At 71.7% G+C, this 21,709-nt stretch carries 20 protein-coding genes; 4 read left to right on the plus strand and 16 right to left on the minus strand.

Annotated features, from left to right (window positions below):
• Nucleotides 1–224: 224 nt before the first annotated feature.
• Genes ABZ930_RS17785 through ABZ930_RS17795 form a run of 3 tightly spaced genes read right to left on the minus strand, consistent with a single transcriptional unit; the run spans nt 225 to nt 3,086 of the window.
• Nucleotides 225–1,412: a dipeptidase gene (locus tag ABZ930_RS17785; RefSeq protein WP_361548668.1), complete on the minus strand. Its 1,188-nt coding sequence runs from the start codon at nt 1,410–1,412 to the stop codon at nt 225–227.
• A 13-nt stretch (nt 1,413–1,425) separates the two neighbouring features.
• On the minus strand, nt 1,426–1,950 hold the full coding sequence (gene purE / locus ABZ930_RS17790) for a 5-(carboxyamino)imidazole ribonucleotide mutase (RefSeq protein ID WP_361548670.1): 525 nt from the start codon (nt 1,948–1,950) through the stop codon (nt 1,426–1,428).
• Nucleotides 1,947–3,086: a 5-(carboxyamino)imidazole ribonucleotide synthase gene (locus tag ABZ930_RS17795; protein WP_361548672.1), complete on the minus strand. Its 1,140-nt coding sequence runs from the start codon at nt 3,084–3,086 to the stop codon at nt 1,947–1,949. The genes purE and ABZ930_RS17795 overlap by 4 nt, the downstream gene beginning before the upstream one ends.
• A 183-nt stretch (nt 3,087–3,269) precedes the next feature.
• Here ABZ930_RS17795 and ABZ930_RS17800 point away from each other — a divergent pair, with 183 nt between their 5' ends.
• Nucleotides 3,270–3,806 carry a GtrA family protein gene (locus tag ABZ930_RS17800; RefSeq protein ID WP_361548674.1) on the plus strand — a complete coding sequence of 179 codons (537 nt, stop codon included), beginning with the start codon at nt 3,270–3,272 and terminating at the stop codon, nt 3,804–3,806.
• An 8-nt stretch (nt 3,807–3,814) separates the two neighbouring features.
• Here the strand turns inward: ABZ930_RS17800 and ABZ930_RS17805 are convergent, their stop codons facing one another.
• Both ABZ930_RS17805 and ABZ930_RS17810 read right to left on the minus strand, forming a co-directional pair.
• Nucleotides 3,815–5,083: an ATP-binding protein gene (locus ABZ930_RS17805; protein ID WP_361548676.1), complete on the minus strand. Its 1,269-nt coding sequence runs from the start codon at nt 5,081–5,083 to the stop codon at nt 3,815–3,817.
• A 169-nt stretch (nt 5,084–5,252) separates the two neighbouring features.
• Nucleotides 5,253–5,930, minus strand: a complete 678-nt coding sequence (locus tag ABZ930_RS17810; RefSeq protein WP_018529729.1) for a response regulator transcription factor — start codon at nt 5,928–5,930, stop codon at nt 5,253–5,255.
• Nucleotides 5,931–6,425: 495 nt separating this feature from the next.
• Here ABZ930_RS17810 and ABZ930_RS17815 point away from each other — a divergent pair, with 495 nt between their 5' ends.
• Complete coding sequence (locus ABZ930_RS17815) at nt 6,426–7,919, plus strand: oligopeptide:H+ symporter (protein ID WP_361548678.1); 1,494 nt, start codon at nt 6,426–6,428, stop codon at nt 7,917–7,919.
• Between the two features lie 69 nt (nt 7,920–7,988).
• On the opposite strand, the gene ABZ930_RS17820 is transcribed toward ABZ930_RS17815, so the two are convergent.
• The 6 genes from ABZ930_RS17820 to ABZ930_RS17845 form a co-directional block, all read right to left on the minus strand.
• A complete protein-coding gene (locus tag ABZ930_RS17820) occupies nt 7,989–9,308 on the minus strand; it encodes a hypothetical protein (protein ID WP_361548801.1) in 1,320 nt (439 codons plus the stop codon).
• A 38-nt stretch (nt 9,309–9,346) separates the two neighbouring features.
• A complete protein-coding gene (locus ABZ930_RS17825; protein ID WP_361548680.1) occupies nt 9,347–10,468 on the minus strand; it encodes a hypothetical protein in 1,122 nt (373 codons plus the stop codon).
• Entirely contained in the window at nt 10,465–11,418 is a 954-nt protein-coding gene (locus tag ABZ930_RS17830; protein WP_361548682.1) for a hypothetical protein, read from the minus strand. The genes ABZ930_RS17825 and ABZ930_RS17830 overlap by 4 nt, the downstream gene beginning before the upstream one ends.
• Nucleotides 11,419–12,150 carry an LPXTG cell wall anchor domain-containing protein gene (locus ABZ930_RS17835; RefSeq protein WP_361548684.1) on the minus strand — a complete coding sequence of 244 codons (732 nt, stop codon included), beginning with the start codon at nt 12,148–12,150 and terminating at the stop codon, nt 11,419–11,421. It abuts the gene before it with no gap.
• Nucleotides 12,151–12,297: 147 nt separating this feature from the next.
• Nucleotides 12,298–12,789: an ATP-binding protein gene (locus ABZ930_RS17840; RefSeq protein WP_361548686.1), complete on the minus strand. Its 492-nt coding sequence runs from the start codon at nt 12,787–12,789 to the stop codon at nt 12,298–12,300.
• Nucleotides 12,790–13,032: 243 nt separating this feature from the next.
• Nucleotides 13,033–13,404, minus strand: coding sequence for an STAS domain-containing protein (locus ABZ930_RS17845; protein WP_361548687.1), 372 nt, complete (start codon nt 13,402–13,404; stop codon nt 13,033–13,035).
• 264 nt (nt 13,405–13,668) lie between these two features.
• Here ABZ930_RS17845 and ABZ930_RS17850 point away from each other — a divergent pair, with 264 nt between their 5' ends.
• Nucleotides 13,669–14,598: an RNA polymerase sigma factor SigF gene (locus tag ABZ930_RS17850; RefSeq protein ID WP_361548689.1), complete on the plus strand. Its 930-nt coding sequence runs from the start codon at nt 13,669–13,671 to the stop codon at nt 14,596–14,598.
• Between the two features lie 113 nt (nt 14,599–14,711).
• On the opposite strand, the gene ABZ930_RS17855 is transcribed toward ABZ930_RS17850, so the two are convergent.
• Nucleotides 14,712–15,542, minus strand: coding sequence for a class I SAM-dependent methyltransferase (locus ABZ930_RS17855; protein WP_361548691.1), 831 nt, complete (start codon nt 15,540–15,542; stop codon nt 14,712–14,714).
• A 17-nt stretch (nt 15,543–15,559) separates the two neighbouring features.
• Nucleotides 15,560–16,228, minus strand: a complete 669-nt coding sequence (locus ABZ930_RS17860) for a DUF4097 family beta strand repeat-containing protein (RefSeq protein WP_361548693.1) — start codon at nt 16,226–16,228, stop codon at nt 15,560–15,562.
• Nucleotides 16,229–16,460: 232 nt separating this feature from the next.
• Between ABZ930_RS17860 and ABZ930_RS17865 the strand changes: the two genes are divergently transcribed.
• Nucleotides 16,461–17,600 (plus strand): peptidoglycan bridge formation glycyltransferase FemA/FemB family protein, encoded by a 1,140-nt coding sequence (locus tag ABZ930_RS17865; protein WP_361548695.1) that lies wholly within the window; start codon nt 16,461–16,463, stop codon nt 17,598–17,600.
• A gap of 20 nt (nt 17,601–17,620) precedes the next feature.
• Here the strand turns inward: ABZ930_RS17865 and hutI are convergent, their stop codons facing one another.
• The 3 genes from hutI to ABZ930_RS17880 all read right to left on the minus strand — a co-directional run bounded on the left by hutI (nt 17,621) and on the right by ABZ930_RS17880 (nt 21,597).
• Entirely contained in the window at nt 17,621–18,793 is a 1,173-nt protein-coding gene (gene hutI / locus ABZ930_RS17870; RefSeq protein ID WP_361548696.1) for an imidazolonepropionase, read from the minus strand.
• Between the two features lie 255 nt (nt 18,794–19,048).
• Nucleotides 19,049–20,395, minus strand: a complete 1,347-nt coding sequence (locus tag ABZ930_RS17875) for a formimidoylglutamate deiminase (protein WP_361548803.1) — start codon at nt 20,393–20,395, stop codon at nt 19,049–19,051.
• Complete coding sequence (locus ABZ930_RS17880; RefSeq protein ID WP_361548805.1) at nt 20,386–21,597, minus strand: allantoate amidohydrolase; 1,212 nt, start codon at nt 21,595–21,597, stop codon at nt 20,386–20,388. The genes ABZ930_RS17875 and ABZ930_RS17880 overlap by 10 nt, the downstream gene beginning before the upstream one ends.
• Between the last annotated feature and the right edge of the window lie 112 nt (nt 21,598–21,709).

The raw sequence follows: 21,709 nt of genomic DNA on the forward strand, positions 1-21,709 counted from the left end.
GGGGGGCGGGGCGCCAGCCCAAGGCGAGGGGGCTCGCCCAAAGCGGCGGGGCGGGGCGCCAGCCCAAGGCGAGGGGGCTCGCCCAAAGCGGCGGGGCGGGGCGCCAGCCCAAGGCGAGGGGGCTCGCCCAAAGCGGCGGGGCTGGGCGCCAGCCCAAGGCGAGGGGGCTCGCCCGAGGCGGCGGCGGGGCTGGGCGGTAGCCCAAGGCGGGGCGGTGTCGGAGGCTACGTGTCCAGTTGGGGCAGCGTGGCGTTCGACGGGCCGCGGCGGAGCCGGAGGTCCCGGGAGACCGATTCGGCGGCATCGAGGACCCGCACCGCGTTGCGCCACGTCAGCTTCGACAGGTCGTCCTTCGACCAGCCCCGGTCGAGGAGTTCGGCGACCAGGTTCGGATAGCCCGAGACGTCGTTCAGGCCGTCCGGGGTGAACGCCGTGCCGTCGTAGTCACCGCCGATGCCGATGTGGTCGACGCCCGCGACCTCGCGCATGTGGTCGAGGTGATCGGCGACCGTCGAGACCGTGGCGACCGGGCGCGGGTTCGTCTCCTCGAACGCGCGGTGCAGCTTCATCGCGGCCGGGGACGAGTCCAGGTGGTGGAAGCCGTGCGCGCGCAGGTTCTCGTCGGCGGCGGCGGTCCAGTCGACGGCGGCCTGGAGGACGAACTTCGGCACGAAGGTAGCCATCGCCACTCCCCCGTTGCCGGACAGCCGCTCCAGGACGTCGTCCGGGATGTTGCGCGGGTGGTCGCAGACGGCCCGCGACGAGGAGTGCGAGAAGATCACCGGCGCCTCGGTGACGTCCAGCGCGGCGCGCATCGTCGTCGCCGCGACGTGCGACAGGTCGACGAGCATGCCCTCGCGGTTCATCTCGCGCACGACCTCCCGGCCGAACGCGGAGAGCCCACCGACGCCCGGGACGTCCGTCGCCGAGTCCGCCCACGCGATGTTGTCGTTGTGGGTGAGCGTCATGTAGCGCACGCCGAGCGCGTACAACGCCCGTAGCGTGGCGAGGGAGTTGTTGATGGAGTGGCCGCCCTCGGCGCCCTTGAGCGAGGCGATGCGCCCCTCCCGCCGCGCCGTCTCCATGTCGGCAGCCGTCAGCGCCTCGCGCAGATCACCCGGGTACCGCGCGATCAACTGGTCGACGCAGTCGATCTGTTCGAGCGTGGCGCTGACCGCCGCGTCACCCGTCAGATCCGTCCGGACGTACACGGACCAGAACTGCGCGCCGACCCCGCCCGCCCGCAGCCGGGCCAGGTCGGTGTGCAGGTGCGCGCTCTGGTCGGCGGCGATGTCCCGGGCGTCGATGTCGTAGGTGACCTGCTCGCGCAGCGCCCACGGCAGGTCGTTGTGCCCGTCGACGACGGGGAACTCGGCGAGCAGCTCGCGGGCCCGCTCCACAGACGTACTCATACGGCTACCGCACTCACTTTCCGAAGCCGAAGCCGGACCCCGCGCCCTCGACCTTGGCGCGCAGCCGCTTGCCCTTCTCGGTGGCCTGGTCGTTCAGCTCCTGCTGGAACTCCTTCATGCGGGCCAGCAGGTCCTCGTCGTGCGCGGCGAGGATGCGCGCGGCGAGCAGCCCCGCGTTGCGCGCGCCACCGACCGAGACGGTCGCGACCGGCACCCCGGCCGGCATCTGCACGATCGACAGGAGGGAGTCCATGCCGTCGAGGTACTTGAGCGGCACGGGCACGCCGATCACCGGCAGCGGCGTCACCGAGGCGAGCATTCCGGGCAGATGTGCGGCGCCGCCCGCGCCCGCGACGATCGCCTTCAGGCCACGCTCGGCGGCGTGCTCGCCGTAGGAGATCATCTCGTGCGGCATGCGGTGCGCGGAGACGACGTCGACCTCGTAGGGGATCTCGAACTCGTCGAGGGCCTTGGCCGCGGCCTCCATGACGGGCCAGTCCGAGTCGGACCCCATCACAATGCCAACCACAGGGCTCATTCGGTGATCGTTCCCCTCAGGTATCCGGCTGCGTGACGAGCGCGTTCCAGTACGTCGTCCAGGTCGTCGCCGTAGGTGTTCACGTGACCGACCTTGCGGCCGGGCTTCACGTCCTTGCCGTACATGTGGATCTTCAGCTGCGGGTCCCGGGCCATGCAGTGCAGGTACGCGCTGTACATGTCCGGGAAGTCGCCGCCCAGGACGTTACCCATGACGGTCCACTTCGCGCGCGGGCGCGGGTCGCCGAGGGGCAGGTCGAGGACCGCGCGCACGTGGTTGGCGAACTGCGAGGTGATCGCGCCGTCCTGGGTCCAGTGTCCGGAGTTGTGCGGCCGCATCGCCAGTTCGTTGACCAGAATGCGTCCGTCGCGGGTCTCGAAGAGCTCGACCGCCAGGTGACCGACGACGCCGAGCTCCTTGGCGACGCGCAGCGCGAGCTCCTGCGCCGCGCCCGCGAGGTCCTCGTCGAGGTCGGGGGCGGGTGCGATCACGGTGTCGCAGACGCCGTCGACCTGCTGGGACTCGACGACGGGGTAGGCGACGGCCTGGCCGTGCGGCGAGCGGACGACGTTGGCCGCCAGCTCCCGCGCGAAGTCGACCTTCTCCTCAGCGAGGACCGGCACGTCCGCCTTGAACGGGTCCGCCGCGTCCGCCTCGGACCGCACGACCCACACGCCCTTGCCGTCGTAGCCGCCGCGCACGGTCTTGAGGACGACGGGAAATCCGTCGCCCTCTTCCGCGAAGGCCACCACGTCGGCGGGATCGCGCACGATCCGGTGCCGGGGGCAGGGCACGCCGAGCGAGGTCAGCTTCGCGCGCATCTCGCCCTTGTCCTGGGCGTACAGCAGCGCGTCGGGCCCGGGGCGGACGGGGATGCCGTCCGCCTCCAGGGCCCGCAGATGCTCGGTGGGTACGTGCTCGTGGTCGAACGTGATCACGTCACAGCCGCGCGCGAAGGCGCGCAGCGTCTCCAGGTCGCGGTAGTCGCCGACGACGACGTCGCCGACGACCTGTGCCGCGGAATCCTGCGGAGTGTCACTGAGGAGCTTGAATCTGATGCCGAGCGGGATGCCCGCCTCGTGTGTCATACGAGCGAGCTGGCCACCGCCGACCATGCCGACTACCGGAAACGTCACATCCCCAGGGTATCGGCCAAATGACTGGTTCCCACGCGCCCCTCTTTCTGTAGGAAAGAACGAGGTAAGACCATCGACGTCGTCCGCAGGCGCCCGGAAGGGCCCGTGGTTAGCATGACTGGGTCGGCCCTGCGGGGCCGCGTGACCGAAGACACGGGGACGACGGGGGTAGAGGCGACGATTATGAGCGTGACGACCGGCCGGCCGGCCAAGGGCATCGGCGCACTGCGGGTGCGGTTCGCCGCCCTGGCCCGGGAGATCGCCAAGTTCGGCGTCGTCGGCGCCCTGGGCGTCTTCGTGAACTTCGCGGTCTTCAACCTGATGCGGCACGGGACCGACCTCCAGGTGGTGCGGGCCAGTGTGATCGCCACGGTCGTCGCCATCGTCTTCAACTACGTGGGGTTCCGCTACTTCACCTACCGTGACCGCGACAAGAGCGGCCGCGCCAAGGAACTCACCCTGTTCCTGCTGTTCAGCGTGGTCGGCCTGGTGATCGAGAACGGTGTCCTGTACGCGGCGACGTACGGCTTCGGCTGGGACAGCTCGCTGCAGAGCAACATCTTCAAGTTCCTCGGCATGGGCCTCGCGACCCTGTTCCGCTTCTGGTCCTACCGCACCTGGGTGTTCCGGACGCTGCCGGCCAAGGAGGCCGTGGCCAGCGCGGAATCGTTCCTGGACGATCCGACGCCCCCCGTCCAGCGGGTCCAGCGCATCAAGTAGGCGCCCGCCTACCGGATCGTCTCGGCGTCCCCGGACTGCTTCTTCAGCGGCGTACGGGACAGGAACAGACCGAAGACCGGCGGGCTCGCCTGGAGCATCTCCAGGCGGCCGCCGTCCGCCTCGGCGAGGTCGCGGGCGACCGCGAGGCCGATGCCCGTCGAGTTCCGCCCGCTGATCGTCCGCTCGAAGATCCGCGAGCCCAGCTCGGAGGGGACGCCCGGGCCCTCGTCCGTGACCTCGATGACCGCCTGGTTGCCGGTGACGCGGGTGCGCAGGGCGACGGTGCCGCCGCCGTGCATCAGCGAGTTCTCGATCAGCGCCGCGAGCACCTGGGCGACCGCGCCCGGGGTGCCGACCGCCGTCAGATGGCGCTTGCCCGAGGAGACGATGGCGCGGCCCGCGCTGCGGTAGGCCGGGCGCCACTCCTCCAGCTGCTGCTTGATCACCTCGTCCAGGTCGAAGGTGACGGCGGAGCCGGTCCGCGGGTCGCGGGCGTTGGTCAGCAGCCGCTCGACGACGTCGGTGAGCCGCTCCACCTGGGTGAGGGCGATCGTCGCCTCCTCCTTCACCTCGGCCAGGTCCTCGGTCATGGTGATCTCCTCCAGGCGCATGGAGAGCGCCGTGAGGGGCGTACGGAGCTGGTGCGAGGCGTCGGCGGCGAGCCGCCGCTCGGCCGTCAGCATGCGGGCGATGCGCTCGGCGGAGCCGTCCAGGACGTCGGCGACCCGGTCCAGCTCGGGCACGCCGTAGCGCTTGTGGCGCGGGCGCGGGTCGCCGGAGCCCAGGCGCTCCGCGGTGGAGGCCAGGTCGGTGAGCGGGGACGTGAGGCGGTTGGCCTGCCGTACGGCGAGCAGCACGGCGGCGACGATGGCGAGCAGCGCCACCCCGGCGATGAGCAGCAGGGTGCGGCCCACCTCCGCGGTCACCTCGGAGCGGGGCTCCTCGACGGTGACCTTCTCGCCCTGCTCGCCCTCGGCGGTGTACTTGATGGTCTCGCCGGTCGGGCGCGTGCCGATCTCGATGGGGCCGCGGCCGGACAGCTCGATCCGCGCGTAGCGCTCCACCGCGACCTGGTTCTTCAGGACGTCGCCGCTGATCAGCTCGTCACTGAGCATCCGGCTGTCGACGATGGAGGCCAGCCGGACCGCTTCCGACTGCACGCGCTCCTGGGCGCTGTTCGTGATCGTGCGGGTCTCCACGATGACGAGGGAGATCCCGAACACGGCGATCACGACCAGGACGACGGCGAGCGTGGAATTGATCAGTCGGCGGCGCATACGTCCTAGTTTCCCGGAAGGTGGGCAGCGCCCCGCCAGGGGCGCGGGGAACTGCGCGAGAAGCCCCACCGGCCGGCGGCCCCGAAGGCAGCTCAGCCCCTGCGGCGCGCAGGCCCCGGGGCTCCGCCCCGGACCCCGCTGCTCAATCGCCGCAGGGGCTTAAATCCGCTCAGCTCTTCTCGAACCGGAAGCCGACGCCGCGCACGGTGGCGATGTACCGCGGGTTCGCCGCGTCGTCGCCGAGCTTCTTGCGGAGCCAGGAGATGTGCATGTCCAGGGTCTTGGTCGACGACCACCAGGTGGTGTCCCAGACCTCGCGCATCAGCTGGTCACGGGTGACGACCCGGCCCGCGTCCCGCACGAGCACCCGCAGCAGGTCGAACTCCTTGGCGGTGAGCTGGAGCTCCTCGTCGCCCATCCAGGCCCGGTGCGACTCGACGTCGATCCGGACGCCGTGAGTGGCCGGGGCCTCCTTGGGCTCGGCGGCGCCGCGCCGCAGCAGCGCCCGGACCCGGGCGAGCAGTTCGGCGAGGCGGAACGGCTTGGTGACGTAGTCGTCGGCGCCGGCGTCGAGGCCGACGACCGTGTCCACCTCGTCGGCGCGCGCGGTCAGGATGAGGATCGGCACCGTGTGCCCCTCGGCGCGCAGCCGGCGGGCCACCTCGAGTCCGTCCATCCCGGGCAGGCCGAGGTCGAGGACGACGAGGTCGATGCTTCCCTGCAGTCCGGCGTCGAGGGCGGTGGGGCCGTCCTCGCGCACTTCCACCTCGTACCCCTCCCGGCGCAGGGCGCGGGCCAGCGGCTCCGAGATGGACGCGTCGTCCTCGGCGAGCAGTACACGGGTCATGGAGTGATGGTAGTCCGCGCCGGACGAGGGTCGTGGGGTGATCCGCGGGTACGCGTCCGGCGTCGGGTCCGCGCGGGGCCCCCGGGCAAGCGGAGTCCCGACCTCCGCGATTACGTCATCCGACTTCGAAGTGCGATCCTGGTGAAAACCTTGGAATCAGCAGAACGGTTCCGTCTGGACCTGTGATCCATCTCTCAAGTCCTTCCATATGCCGCACTGTCGTGTCGTATGGTGACCAAACGCCTGATGCACTACTGGGGGACCTTTGGAGCGCACTGCGCCCGAAGGTCCTTCTTCATGTGCCGTGAAAAGCAATGACCTGTGGCCGGGCCCCGGAACACGTAAGGAAGCGTGGACGGGGTGTGGATCCCGGGTTCCGCCGTGCACCTCTCCCGTCGGGCGTGGAGAGGGAGGCGGGACTCCGGTGCCGGCCGCCCCCCACCGGGCGCTCAGCCGCTGTGCGGCGCGCGTCCCGACACCCCACAAGGATCGACCATGGCGTCCAGCCTGACGAAGGACTCGGCCAGCACCCCTGGCTCTGAGAAGACCTTCTTCGGCCACCCCCGCGGACTGGCCACTCTCTTCATGACCGAGATGTGGGAGCGCTTCAGCTTCTACGGCATGAGGGCCCTGCTTCCCCTCTACCTGATCGCCCCCGGCGGCCTCCACATGGACGGTGCCACGGCGACGGCGATCTACTCGGTCTACCTGTCGCTGGTCTACCTGCTCGCCATGCCCGGTGGTTGGTTCGCCGACCGCTTCTGGGGTCCCCGCAAGACGGTGGTCATCGGCTCCGCGATCGTGATCCTCGGTCACATCACGCTGGCGCTGCCCTCCTCGGGCTCCTTCTTCGCCGGTCTCGGCCTGGTCGCCCTCGGCTCGGGTCTGCTGAAGGCCAACATCTCCACGATGGTCGGCCACCTGTACAAGGGCCCGCAGGACCCGCGCCGTGACGCCGGCTTCACCGTCTTCTACATCGGCATCAACGTCGGTGGCTTCCTGGCGCCGCTGACCATCGGCACCGTCGGCGAGAACGTCAACTGGCACTTCGGCTTCGCGCTCGCCGCGATCGGCATGGCGCTCGGCCTGGTCCAGTTCCTGCTGGGCAGCCGCCACCTGAGCGCCGAGAGCGACACCGTTGTCAAGCCGGCCACCAAGCAGGAGCGGGCCAAGGCGCTGAAGCAGTCGCTGTACTGGGCGATCGGCGCGGCCGTCTTCTACCTGATCGTCGTGGGCACCGGCCACTACACGCTGAACTGGATCCTGGTCCCGCTGTCGATCATCGGCCTGGTCATCCCGGTCCTGGTCCTGGCGCGCATGAAGCGCGACAAGGAGCTGACGGACGACGAGCAGTCGAAGGTCTCCGGCTACATCTGGTTCTTCGTCGTCGCCGCCATCTTCTGGATGATCTACGACCAGAACGGCTCGACGCTGTCGATCTTCGGCGAGGAGTCGACCACCAACACGCTGCTCGGCTTCCACTTCCCGACCTCGTGGTACCAGTCGCTGAACCCGATCATGATCATGGCGCTCGCCCCGGTGGTCGCCTCGATCTGGCTGTGGCTGAACAAGCGCGGCAAGGAGCCGAGCACGGCGGTGAAGTTCGCCTCGTCGCTGGTGCTGATGGGCATCTCCTTCGCCGTCTTCCTGATCCCGCTGATCGACACCGCCACCAACGGCGGCAAGGTCTCCCCGATGTGGCTGGTGGCGATCTACTTCGTCCAGACCGTCGGTGAGCTGTGCCTCTCCCCCGTCGGCCTGTCGGTCACGACCAAGATGGCCCCGGCCAAGTACACCGGCCAGATGATGGGCGTCTGGTTCCTCGCGGTCACCGCGGGCGACTCGGTCACCGCACTGCTCTCCACGGCCGGGGTGAACCTGAACACCAAGGGCGCCGTCGGCGTCGAGGTGCTCATCGCCGTGGCCGCCGGTGTCGGCTTCTGGATGTACCGCGGCAAGGTCAAGAAGCTCATGGGCTCGGTCAGCTGACGCGACCCGCACACGAAGGGGTCCGGCCCGCACCACTCGGTGCGGGCCGGACCCTTTCTCCGTTGTGCGTTACCTCCTGGCCGCCCGGCGCCGCGGCAGGAACGTGAACACCGCGCCGCCCAGCAGGATCACCGTGCCGGCCACCAGACCGAGGGCGCGCAGCGCGCCGTCGTTCGAGGCGCCGGTCTCGGCGAGGCCGCCGCTCGCGGCCGAGCCGCCCGCCGAGCCGGAGGCCGAACCGCCGGCCGAGCCCGAACCCGAGCCGGAGCCCGAGGCGCCGCCCTCTACGGCCGTCGTGTCGATCTCCAGCGAGACCGCGTTCGTGGTCGGCGTGCAGGTGGTGGTCGTGCCCAGCGCCTCCACGGTGAGGACGCCCGGGGACAGCGTCGACTTGCCGTCGGCGCCCGGCTTGTAGGTGCCGGTCAGGTCCGGGATCGTCATCGGGTCACCGGACTTGATGGGCTCCTTGTTGGTCGGGCCCTCGACATGGACGGTGCCCTTGTCGGCGCCGCCCAGCTTCACCTCCATCGACGGCTTGACCGAGTCGGCCGGGATGTCGGCGGGGCTGTCCATGACGGACTTCTTGAACTGGACGGTCAGCGCGTAGTTACCGCCGTCCTTCTTGGCGTTGATCTGCACCGGGGACGTCGCGTTCTTGTCGCCGATGGGGGTCTTGCAGGCGTAGGGGATGGAGACCTCCTTGCCCGTGAAGTCGGTCTGCCCGCCGGAGCCGCCGGAGGTACCGGCCCCTCCGGAGTCGCCCGCGGTGGTGGTGCCGCCGGTGTCGGTGGTCCCGCCGGAGTCGGTGGTACCGCCCGAGTCGGTGGTGCCGCCCGAATCGGTCGTACCGCCGGAATCCGTGGTGCCGCCGTCCGAACTCCCGCCGCCGTCCGAGACCTTGATGGTCGCGCCGGGCTTCACGGTCTCCTTCGGCGCGCACTTGGTGTCCGTCGAGATGGGCTTGTTGACGTTGATGTTGTACGCGTCCGGGGTCAGCGTCACGTCACCGGCCGCGGTCAGCTTGACCTTGCCCGTCATCGTGGACAGCTTCATCGCGCTGTTCTTCGGGATCGCCGGGTTCTCCCGCGGCCCGGTCATCGAGATGTTCCCGGTCTGCGCCCCGGCCGCCTTCAGCGTGCCGGTGGGCTGCACGGTGTTCGCGTCGAGGTCGAGGACGTCGGGGTTCTTGGAGGCGGCCTGCACGAACTTCCAGGTCACCTCGACCTCGTCGCCGACCTTCGCCGTCGCGGGCGCGGTGAGCTCCACCTGCGTGGTGCCCTCGACGGGATCGAGGCCGGAGATCGCGGGCGGGATGCACTCGGTCTTGTACGAGACCTCTGCGGCCTGCGCGGGGGATGCGAGGAACAGCAGTCCCGCCCCGCCGAGCATCAGGGCGACGCCGGCCGCGCTCACTCTCCGTTGGGTGGTCACGGGTTTCCTTTCGTCGTCGGGCTGTTGTCGGACGGTGCGGAGAGCCGCCCGGCCTCGGGTGCGCCGGGACCGGTGTCCGGGGCGAACCAGGGCAGGGTGTTCGTGGTGGTGTCCGCCGGCGTCCCGGAGGGGCGTTCGGCGGGCGGCGGTGCCGGCTGGGGGGACCTCAGCCTCGGCATGCGTACGGTGATGTCGACCGGCCGGCGCCCGCGGTGGCGGCCCTGCGCCCCGTACCGGTCGCGCGGCCTGATCCGGTCCACGACCGCCATGCCGATCCGGAAGACGGCGGCCGGCACGACGACGCAGAGCAGGAGCCAGAAGAGCGTCACGCCCCAGGGGCGGCCCACGCCCCAGGGCTGCTCGGCGAGGACCTTGCCGCCGTACTTCAGCGACACCAGATAGCTGCCGTGGGCGCCGGCCGTCAGCTCGACGGGCAGCTTGATCTGTGCCTTGCGGCCCGGCTCGACGGTGCCGCGCCACTGCTGCTCCTCCCACTGCGGCGCGAACACGCCGTGCGAGGTGCCGACCTGGAAGACGGGGTCCTTCACCGGGGTCGAGCCGACGTTGCCGACCGTGAAGACGAACGAGCGCGAGGGCGGCGCCCCGAACCAGGTGAGGATCCCGCTCGACCCGTCGAGCCGGGTGTCGGTGACCATCGAGAGCCGCCCGGTGGGGGACTCCTTCGGCAGCGCCTTCACCGGATGCCCGGCGACCTGGAAGGCGGCGTCCGCCTGCGCCTTGGGCCCGGTCGCGGTCGCCACGTGCACGACGCAGGGGCACGCGGCGGGCGGCTCGGCCACCGGCAGCTTCTTGCTGAACGTGCCCGACGCGTCGGTGGTGACGGCGAGCCCGTCCGCGTTGGCGCAGGAGTTGGTGCCGCCGACGACCCCGCGCTCCGGGGTCGCCTGCCCGCAGACGAGCAGCATCAGCAGCGCCTTCGACTCCCAGCCCTTGCCCTTCACGGTGATCGAACCACCGGTCCCCGCCTGGGACTTGGAGAGCGTGACGGTGGGCTTGCCGTCGGCGGCCGACGCCCAGGGAGCGGCGCCCGCCACCAGCGCGGCGACGAGGGCCAGGACGGTCAGCAGCCGCGGTGCGCGGGCGCTGCGGCGGTTCATGTCGTTCCCCTTCGGTCCCTGTGATGGCGTACGTACCAGAAGGCGGCGCAGCCCGCAGCGGCGAGCAGCGCCAGGGCGCCGCCGAGCACGCCCCACGGCACGAACCGGGCGGTCGTCGTCGCCGAGTCCGCCGCGCCGCCGCCCGCGGTGACGGTCACCCGCACGTCCACCGAGTCGAGCGCGGGCGCGCCGTGCCAGGGCTCGGTGAGCGTGACGCGGCGGCCCGGGAGCACCTCGACGGGGAGGGTGCGGGCGCGGCGGTCGAGGACGGTGCCGAAGACGCCGTGGGCGCGCACGGCCAGGCGCGGGGTGAGGGTGGTGTTGCCGCGGTTGACCACGTCGTACGCGATGGAGTCGCCGTCCCTGACCCGGACGTGCTCGACGGTGAGCGCGGCGAGGGTGGGCCCGCTGACCCGCAGCCGGACGCTGACCCCGGCGTCCCGGCCGCCGCCGCTGGCCACGATCGCGCCCGGGTGGTCGCCCGGGGTGGCGCCCGCGGGGACGGTCACCGTGAAGGGGACCTCGGCGCGGGTGCGGGCGGGGATCTTCACGGTGGGGTCGGCGAAGCGGATCCAGGCGCCGGTGTCCCGCGCCGTCGCCCGCAGGTCGAGGGCGCCGTCGGCGTTGTTGTCGGCGTCGGCGCCGCGCAGGGTGACGCGCAGCGACTCGGCGGTGGGGTTGGTGACGGCCACCTTGTCCTCCAGGACGGTGCCGGGGGCGCCCTCCGCGTAGACGTAGGGGCGGCCGTCGTGGTCGGCGGCACGGGTGCCTCCGCCGGACGAGGGGGCTATGGTCCAACCCGGCCGGGCTACGGCGGCCGGGGTCGTGAGCATGAGCGCGACCAGGGTCGCGCCCAGCGCCCACGCGCCGTAGGAGCGCAGGAATCCTGTGCGGGTGCGGGTCGTGCGTGGTTGCTCGCGCAGTTCCCCGCGCCCCTTACGGGGCGCCATCTAACGCGCCGACTGGTTCCTGCGGGTCAGCCAGAGCGCCCCGGCCGCCCCGGCGAGGAGCACCGTGCCGCCCAGTGTGCCCAGGGCGATCGCCGAGTCCTCCGGGCCCGTCTGGGGTAGCGAGGAGCCACCTGAGGAGGAGGACGATCCGGAGCCGGTCGACCCGGAGCCGGAGGAGCCCGTCGAGCCCGAGGAGCCCGAACCGCCGCCGCCCGCCGCCTTCACGTCCAGTTCCAGGGACGGCTTCGGGTTGTTCGACGGGGTGCAGGTCGTCGTCGTGCCCAGCGCCTTGATGGTCAGCACGCCCGCCGTGAACGTCACCTTGCCGCTCTTCTTCGGCGTGTACGTGCCGCTCAGGTCACTGATCTTGATCGGCGAGTTGGCGGGGATCGCCTCCGAGTTCGGCGGGCCGGAGACGGCCAGCTGACCGGTCTCCGCGCCGCCCAGCTTGATCACGGCGCTGGGCTTCATGGCGCCCTTGCCGAGCTCGACCGGGCTGGAGGAGACGCCCTTCTGGAAGGACATCGTGATCTTGTAGCCGCTGCCGCTCTTGACCGACTTCATGTCGATCGGGGACACGGCCGCCTTGTCGCCGATCGGCGTCTTGCACTGATAGTTGACGTCCTGCACCGTCGCGGAAGCGGTGGGGGCGGCCATCAGCACCGCCGAGCCGGCCAGGGCCGCGCTGAGCGCGAACGCGGCGGTTCGTTTCTGGTACGTCCGGTACGACACCTCGAAATCCCTTCAGCCAAACGGTTACTGACGGTTCATCAGATGCGGGTGGCTCAAGGTACGCCGGGGACCTTGTCGAGGGAAGACAAAGAGCACGCCGGATCGAAGACGATCCGGCGTGCTCTCGAAGGCGTACAGAACGGGCGGTCAGGCGGGGGCGCCCACCTCGGCCCAGACGGTCTTGCCGGTGACCCCGGGGGTGCGGACGACTCCCCAGTCGAGGCAGAGGCGCTGCACGATGAACATGCCGTGGCCGCCGGGGCGGCCCGCGCGGTGCGGGGTGCGGGGGGCCGGCTGGCCCGCGCCGTGGTCGGTGATCTCGATGCGCAGCACCTTGTTGGCCGGGGAGTCCCCGTAGAACAGGGCGATCTCCTCCGGGCCCTCGGCATGCAGGCAGGCGTTGGTGACCAGCTCGGAGACGACCAGCAGTACGTCCTCCGCGGCGGCGCGACGGTCCGCGGTCGCGGCCGGCAGCCAGCCCCAGGCGTGCAGGGCCTCCCGGGCGAAGTCGCGGGCCAGCGGCACGATGCCGCTCTCACCGCCCAGGCTCAGCCTGCGGACCAGACGGCCGTCACCGTCCGGTTCGTCGCCGGACCCGGGGCCGTGGTCGCCCGGCGAGTAAGGCCGGGTGGCGCTCATCAGCACTTCACCTCACCGATTCACCAATGTCAGCTTCAAAGTTCAGGGGTATCAGGGGTAGGAGTCGGGGTCTCTGTCGACCGTGCCGCGTTCCCGGTCGGGGGTCTCCTGCCCGAAGGGACGGTGAGAACACCCCTCACTTGGATGGAGACCCTGTGACGCTGGTAACGCCTCGATCACGCAGAGACAACTGGAGCGTAACTTCTGCGTCTCGCGCGTGCGCGCCCTTCCGGAGCCTTCTCATCACTCCGCGGCGAGCGCCGCTTCCAGTGATTCGTGCACCGCAAAAACGGCCTCCGCACCGGTGATCTCGAAGACCCGGGCCACCACCGGCAGCATCCCGGCCAGATGGACTCCGCCGCCCGCCGCCTCGGCCTTGAGGCGGGCGCCGAGCAGCACGTTCAACCCCGTGGAGTCACAGAACTCCAGGCGCGAACAGTCGACAATCAGCCGGGAAAGTCCGTTCGTGAGGCATTCATCCAGGGGTTCGCGCAGCAGATCGGCCGTGTGGTGATCCAACTCACCGGCCGGTGTCACCACGGCACTGGAGCCCTCCTGCCGCACCTCGACCAGAAGCCGGCCCCTATTGGCGCTGCCGACTGTCCCGCGGTCCATGACGACCCTCTCCCGCTCAAGCTCTGCACTGCTTATGACGTGCGGTTGACGCCCTCGAACCCTACGCCTTCCGTACGCGCCCCGGTACCCGAACAACCCCTAGGAATCGGACATTTCACCATCAAGCGCACTTGCGGCTCGATGTGGAAAACGGGTAGGCCTAGTAAGGACACCAATCGACACGGCCGGCTTTGGAGGCGCCGCACACCGCACTGTGCACGTATTGGCATCGGCAGCCATATGCCGAGAACGATGGAGGACATCATGTCACCCCGGCTCGACGAATCGCGTACTGACCAGGCGTCGTCGGCTCTCCCCCCGGAACCCCGCGCCGACGCCGACGCCACCGCTTCGGACGCTTCCGGCACCGCGACGGACTCCCTGGAAGGGCTCGACGGCCTGCCGGAGATCCCCCCGTACGACGAAGTCGCCCCACTCGACGCCCGAGCGCTCTCCAAGACGCTCTTCGAGCGTCTCGAGTCCCTCGAAGAGGGCACCCACGACTTTTCCTACGTCCGCAACACACTGGTCGAGCTCAATCTCGCCCTGGTGAAGTTCGCGGCCTCCCGGTTCCGCTCCCGCAGCGAGCCGATGGAGGACATCATCCAGGTCGGCACCATCGGCCTGATCAAGGCGATCGACCGCTTCGAGCTGAGCCGCGGCGTCGAGTTCCCCACCTTCGCGATGCCGACCATCGTCGGTGAGATCAAGCGCTTCTTCCGGGACACCTCCTGGTCGGTGCGGGTCCCGCGGCGCCTGCAGGAACTCCGCCTCGACCTCGCCAAGGCGGGCGACGAACTCGCCCAGCAGCTCGACCGCGCCCCCACGGTGGGCGAGCTCGCCGAGCGCCTGGGCCTGTCGAACGAAGAGGTCGTCGAGGGCATGGCGGCGTCCAACGCCTACACCGCCAGCTCGCTCGACGCGCAGCCCGAGGAGGACGACTCCGAGGGCGCCCTCGCGGACCGCATCGGTTACGAGGACCACGGCCTGGAGGGCATCGAGTACGTCGAGTCCCTCAAGCCGCTGATCGCCGAGCTCCCGGCGCGCGACCGCAAGATCCTGTCCCTGCGCTTCGTGGCGAACATGACCCAGTCGGAGATCGGCGAAGAGCTGGGCATCTCGCAGATGCACGTGTCGCGGCTGCTGTCGCGCACCTTGGTACGTCTGCGCAAGGGGCTGACGGTGGAGGAGTGAGCCCGCCCCCCGGCCCCTTACACCCCGTCCGACGGGTCCTCCCGTCCGACGGGTCCTCGCGCAAACGGGTCCGCCTCCCTGATCCCCGGGAGACGGACCCGTTTCGCGTGCGGTCAGGGCTTGCCGCCCCGGACCAGTACGGCGATGTGCGGGAGCACCAGCCGCCCGTCGGGGGCGTCGGGGTCGACGAGCTCCCCCGCCAGCCGGTCGTAGTGCTCCTTCACGGCGGCCCGCCGCGCGTCCGTGAGCGCGCCGAGCAGCGCCCCGACCGTGCCGATGCCCTCCTCGGCGAACCCGGCCCACCACTCCTCGCGGTCCGCCCGGTGCTCCCAGCCGACCTCCGCGCCCGCCACGTCGCCGAACCCGGCCGCGCGCAGCAGTCCCGCGACGCCGTCCGCGGTGCGCGCGAAGTCGACGCGGGGGCCCGGCCGGCCGGCGGCAGGTGTGGCGCCCGCCGCCTGCACGGCCCGGCCGAGCAGGGTCTGGCCCGCCGCGTTGGGGTTGCGCCAGAGGGTGACGGCGACCCGGCCGCCGGGGCGCAGGACGCGGTGGATCTCGGTGAGCGCGGCGATCGGGTCGCCGACGTGGTTCAGGACGAAGTTGGCGGTGACCGAGTCGAACCCGCCGTCCGGGAAGGGCAGTTCGGGCAGGACCGCGTGGACCACGCGGGCCCGCGGGATCCGCGCCCGAGTGGCCGCGACCATGTCCGGCTCGGCGTCCACGGCGGTGACGCGCGCGCCGCGCGCCAGGGCCGCCTCGACGACGGTGCCGGTGCCGCAGCCGACGTCCAGATGCCCGGACCCCTCGGCCACCTGGGCGGCATCGAGGAGACCGGGCACCGGGTGGGCGCACAGCCGCTCCGCGCTACGGCGGTAGGAGGCGGCGCGCCCGGCCCACATACGTCGTTCAAGGGTGTCGAAAGCGGATGCGGATGCGGTCGTCATGCGGGCGAGGCTACGGCTCAGAGGCTGCGGGCGGCGATGTCGCCGTAGGCCGTGGTCGCCGCGACGGTCAGGCCGGGGGTGGCGGCGTCGTTCTTGAGGGTGTTGGTGAGCCGGCCGTAGCCGGTGCCCGCGTCCAGGGCGGCGGAGACCCCGTGGGCGGCGCCGACGGTGATGTCGCCCTTCTGCGTGTTCAGCGCCAGCTCGCCGGCGACGGCCTCGGAGACGGTCAGGTCGCCCCGCTGGGTGGCGAGTTCGCCGCCCCGGGCGAGGCGGCCGATCGTGATGGCGCCGTCCTGGAGGGTGATCCGGGCGCTCGCGGCCTCGTCGAGCACGACCGGTCCCTGGGCGCTCTCGACGACGACGTCGCCGAGCGGTCCCGCGCCGCGCACTTCACCGGCGGCGGCGGTGACCTCGACGCCGGAGCCGGCGGGCAGCGCGACGGTGATCCCGACGGAGCCGGACGAGCCGAGGACCTGGTTCTTCGCCTCGGGGGCCGTGATCCGCAGCACCCCGTCGGCGTAGACCACGGTGATCTCCTCGGCGGCCCGCACGTCACGGCTCTTCCTGGCGTTCGCGGGCCGGACGTCGACGGTGGTGTCGGCGCGGTCCGCCGCGACGATCTCGATGCGGGCGGCGGGGACGGTGAGGACGGCGGCGATCGGGGCGGGGGTGGTGAAGGTCTGCATCGTTCTCTCCTTGGAATCGCTGTTTCCGATGAGAGAAACGCTACGTTGCGTTCATGGATTACTCAATGGCTTTGTTGCGACTGAGTAGTGAACTCGCAGCTCAGAATAGGGAATTCATTGCAATCAAGCTCACGGTTAACGCAACACCCTCAGAAGATTCATTGCAATGAATGAGAGTGAACGCTCCGGAGGGCTTAGGCTGGCCGCCGCAGAACAGGAGCCTTCACCTGCCATGATCAGCCAGCCCGCTCTCTCCGTACGCGCCGTCTCCCGCGCGGAGCATCTGGCCCACCTCACCCTGTATCCCGGTGTGAGCCATCTCCAGATCCCCGAGTGGGGCGCCGTGAAGCCCGACTGGGAGTCGGAGAGCGTCGGGTGGTTCGAGGGGCTGTCCCGGGTGGGGGCCGCGCTGGTGCTGTACCGGGCGCTGCCCGGGACCCGGCGCACGCTCGCCTATCTGCCCGACGGGCCGTCGATCGACTGGCGGGACCCGCGGCTCGGCCGGTGGCTGGAGCCGCTGATCGCGCACGTCGAGGCCCGCGGGGCGTTCTCCCTGCGCATCGGCCCGCCGCTCGTCGTACGGCAGTGGGAGCCGGCCACCGTCGCGGAGGGCATCGCCGACAGCGGCGTACGGCATCTGCACGGCATGGCGGCCGACCACATCGACGGCACCGCCCTCCAGGTCGGGGAGCGGCTGCGGCGGCTCGGCTGGCGGCCGTGCGCGGACGGCGACGACGCCGGGTTCGGGGTGGGGCAGCCGCGGTACGGGTGCCAGGTGCCGCTGGCCGGGCGGTCGGCGGAAGAGGTGCGCTCCGGGCTCGCGCCGCACTGGCAGGAGTCGCTGGACGCGTCCGAGACGGCCGGGGTCCGGGTGACCTGGGGCTCGGACGCCGATCTGCCCGCCTTCCACCGGCTGTACGTCCGGACCGCCGCCCGGGACGGCTTCAAGGCGCGGCCCGCCGCCTACTTCGACCGGATGTGGCAGGCCCTGAACACGGAGAACGGCGAGCGGCTGCGGCTCTATCTCGCCGAGCACGACGGCGAGGCGCTGTCCGCCGCGCTGATGATCTCCGTCGGCACCCGGTTCTGGCACTCCTACGCCGCGTCCGCCGCCCACAGGCATGAACTGCGGCCCGGCAACGCCCTGTTGTGGCGGATGCTGGGCGTCGCGCGGGCGGCGGGCGCGGACGCGTACGACCTGCGGGCCGTCAGCCCGCTCCTCACCGAGGACAACCGGCTGCTCGACCGCCTCCGGTTCAAGACCGGGGCCGGCGCGCGGGCCGTGGAGTACCTGGGCGAGTGGGAGCTGCCGGTCGGGCCCCAGGGGCGGGTGCTGCAGCGGGCGTTGGGGTTCTACCTCGGGCACCGCTGAGCCCGCCCGGCACCGGTCCGTCAGACCGCGCGGACTCCCGCCCGCCAGACCTGCGACACCAGCGGCACGCCCGGCCGGTACGCGAGGTGTACGTGGCTGGGGGCGTCCAGGAACGCCAGGTCCGCCCGCGCCCCGGGTGCCAGATGACCGACGTCCGTGCGGCGCAGCGCCTTCGCGCCGCCCGCCGTCGCCGCCCAGAGCGCCTCGTCCGGGGTCATGCCCATGTCCCGTACCGCGAGGGCGATGCAGAACGGCACCGAGGACGTGAACGACGAGCCCGGGTTGCAGTCCGTGGACAGGGCGACCGTGGCGCCCGCGTCCAGCAGGCGGCGGGCGTCCGGCCACTCGGCGCGCGTGGAGAACTCGGCGCCGGGCAGCAGGGTCGCCACCGTGTCGCCGTTGGCGAGGGCGTCGACGTCGGCGTCCGTGAGGTGGGTGCAGTGGTCGGCCGACGCGGCGTCGAGCTCCACGGCGAGCTGGACTCCGGGGCCGTAGGAGAGCTGGTTGGCGTGGATGCGCGGGAGCAGGCCCTTCGCCCTGCCCGCCGTGAGGATCGCGCGCGCCTGGTCGCCGTCGAAGGCGCCCTTCTCGCAGAAGACGTCGATCCAGCGGGCGTGCGGGGCGCAGGCGTCCAGCATCTCGCCGGTGACCAGGTCCACGTACGCGGCCGGGTCGTCGGCGTGGTCCGGGGAGACGATGTGGGCGCCGAGGAAGGTGACCTCGTCGGTGTGGGCCTTCGCGATGCGCAGGGCGCGTTCCTCGTCGGCCGTGGTGAGGCCGTAGCCGGACTTCGTCTCGAAGGTGGTCGTGCCCTGGCGGAGCGCTTCCGCGAGGTAGTGGGTGAGGTTCGCCTCGAGTTCGGCGTCCGTGGCGGCGCGGGTGGCGGCGACCGTGGTGCGGATGCCTCCGGCCTGGTAGCTCTGGCCGGACATGCGGGCATTGAACTCTTCGGTGCGGTCGCCGGCGAAGACCAGGTGGGAGTGGGAGTCGACGAACCCGGGGATCACGGCTCGGCCCTGTGCGTCGTGGGCGTCGTCCGTCGCCGGGGTCTCGGCCGTCGGGCCCGCCCAGGCGATGCGGTCGCCCTCGATGACGAGCGCGGCGTCCTTGATCTGGCCGAGGGGGCCGTCGCCGAGGTCGGGGTTGTTGGTGACCAGGGTGCCGATGTTGGTGATGGCCGTGGTGGTCGTCATGGGTCCTCTCCGGGGGGGGTGGGACGGTTGTTTCGAGAGTGCGGCCCGGCGGGGGCTGGTCGCGCAGTTCCCCGCGCCCCTGAAGGGTCGTCGTTCGCGTGCGGGCCGGTGGCCTCTTCTCGCGCAGTTCCCCGCGCCCCTGGAAGCGAGCTCCGCTCGCCCAGGGACAGGGGAAGGCGCGCGCAGCGCAGGCCTTCAGGGGTGCGGGGAACTGCGCGACCGGCCACGACGAGAGGCGCACCCGGCGACGAAGCCCTACCTCAGTGCCGCGATGGCTTGCGTCAGGGCCGAGGCCACGTCGCCGATCCCCAGGTGCTGCCCGTCGCGGACCACGACCCGACCACCCGCGATCACGTCGGAGACGTCGGCGCCGCCCGCCGAGAAGACGGCCGTCTCAGCGCCGAGGCGAGGCAGGGCGCCCGCGGTGCGGACCGAGTCGAGGGTGACGGTGACCAGGTCGGCGAGGGCGCCGGGCTCGAGGGTGCCGGCGTCGGGCCAGCCCAGCGCCGCGTGCCCGTCGGCGGAGGCGGCCCGGAGCAGCGCGGCGGCGGTCCAGTGCCCCCGGGTACGGGACCGCAGGCGCTCGTTCAGCTCCATCGCGCGGGCCTCCTCGAAGAGGTCGATCACCGCGTGGCTGTCCGAGCCGAGGGAGAGCGGCGAACCGGCCTGCTGGAGCCGGACGGCGGGGCCGATGCCGTCGGCCAGGTCGCGTTCGGTGGTCGGGCACATGCAGGTGCCGGTGGACGAGCCGCCGATCAGCTTGATGTCGGTGTCCGTGAGGTGGGTGTTGTGGACGCCGGTGGTGCGGGCGCCCAGGACACCGTGGTCGGCGAGGAGTTGGGTCGGCGTACAGCCGTGGGCGGCCTGGCAGGCGTCGTTCTCCGCGGTCTGCTCGGAGAGGTGGACGTGGAGCGGGGCGCCCCGGTCGGCGGCCCACTCGGCGACCGTCGCCAGCTGGTCCGCCGGAACGGCCCGCACGGAGTGCACGGCCGCGCCGATCCGGGCGTGCGGCCGGTCGGTCAGCAGGGAGGCGCGCTCGGCCCAGCCCTGCGTGGTGCCGTCGGAGAAGCGGAGCTGGTGGCGGTCGGGCTCCTTGCCGAAGCCGGAGGAGACGTACGCCGTGTCGAGGAGCGTGACGCGGATGCCCGCGTCGGCCGCGGCGGCGATCAGCGCCTCGCCCATCGCGTTGGGGTCGGCGTAGCGGGTGCCGCCGGGGGCGTGGTGGACGTAGTGGAACTCGCCGACGGCCGTGATGCCGGTCAGCGCCATCTCCGCGTACACCGCCCGCGCGAGGGCGTGGTAGGTGTCGGGCGTGAGGCGGTCGGCGACCGCGTACATGACCTCGCGCCAGGTCCAGAACGTGCCCGAGCCGACCTGCACCGTCGCGCGCAGGGCCCGGTGGAAGGCGTGGCTGTGGGCGTTGGCGAGGCCCGGGAGGGTCAGGCCGCGCAGGACGGTCGCGCCGGGCGGCGGGGTGGTGACGTCCGTGCGGACCGCCGTGATGCGGCCGGTGCCGCCCGTCTCCGCCACGTCGACGGCCACGTTCGGCTCGACGTGGGTGCCGAGCCAGGCGTGTTCGAGCCAGTACGTCGTCACTTGCAGGCCAGCCCTTCCAGTACGTCGGCCAGTGCGCGCACCCCGGCGAGGCAGTCGTCCTCGGCGGCGGTCTCGGCCGGGGAGTGCGAGACGCCCGTCGGGTTGCGTACGAACAGCATGGCGGTGGGGATCGACGAGGCGAGGATTCCCGCGTCGTGTCCCGCGCCCGTGCCGAGGACGGGCACGTCGAGGCCGGGTCGGCCCGCTTCGAGGCCGAGGATGCGGGAGAGCTCGTCGCGCAGCGCGTGGTCGAACTCGACGACCGGGGTGAACGACTCGCGGGTGAGCGTGACGTCGATGCCGTGCGCCTCGCCGTACTCGCGGGCGGCCTTCTCGATGGCGGTGACCGTCCGGTCGAGGGCCTCCTGCCCGGCGGCGCGGGAGTCGAGCCAGCCGCGGACCAGGGAGGGGATGGCGTTGACGCCGTTCGGCTCGACGGAGATCTTGCCGAAGGTGGCGACGGCGTCCGCGAGGCGGGCCTCGCGGCGGGCCGCCAGGACGGTCTCCGCGTAGGGCAGCATCGGGTCGCGGCGGTCGACGAGGCGGGTGGTGCCCGCGTGGTTGGCCTCGCCCGCGAAGTCGAAGCGCCAGCGGCCGTGCGGCCAGATGGAGCTGGCGATGCCGACGGCGTCGCCGGACAGGTCCAGGGCGCGGCCCTGCTCCACGTGGAGTTCGATGAACGCGTCGATCCGGGCGAGGCGCTCGGGGTCCGGGCCGATCGCCTCGGGGTCGTACCCGGCGCGCTCCATCGCCTGCGGGAGGGTGACGTCGTCGGCGTCGGTGAGCCGGTACGCCTGCTCGCGGGTGAGGTGGCCGCCGGTGAGGCGGGAGCCGACGCAGGCCAGGCCGAAGCGGGCACCTTCCTCGTCGCCGAAGTTGGTGATGGCGAAGGGCCGGGTGAACTCCGCTCCTCTGGACCGGAGTTCGTCCAGGGCGGCGAAGGAGGAGACCACGCCGAGGGGGCCGTCGAAGGCGCCGCCGTCGGGGACCGAGTCCAGGTGGGAGCCGGTGACGACGGCTCCGCCGGCCTCGGGGTCGCCGTGCCAGGCCCACTGGTTGCCGTTGCGGTCCAGCTCGTAGGTCAGGCCGCGGGACTCCGCCTGGTCCTTGAACCAGGCGCGGCAGTCGGCGTCGGCGCCCGTCCAGGCGTGCCGGCGGTAGCCGCCGGAGTCCTTGTCCCGGCCGACGGGGAGGAGGTCCCGCCACATCTCCAGGAAGCCCGGGCCACCGTCCCGCGCCCCCGACGGGGCTTGAGTGCTCACTGACTGCCGTCCTCTCCCATGGCTCCCTGATACTTTCGCTATTCACATCCTGGCTACT

It is taken from the genome of Streptomyces sp. NPDC046716, assembly GCF_040645755.1.
Lineage (GTDB): Bacteria > Actinomycetota > Actinomycetes > Streptomycetales > Streptomycetaceae > Streptomyces.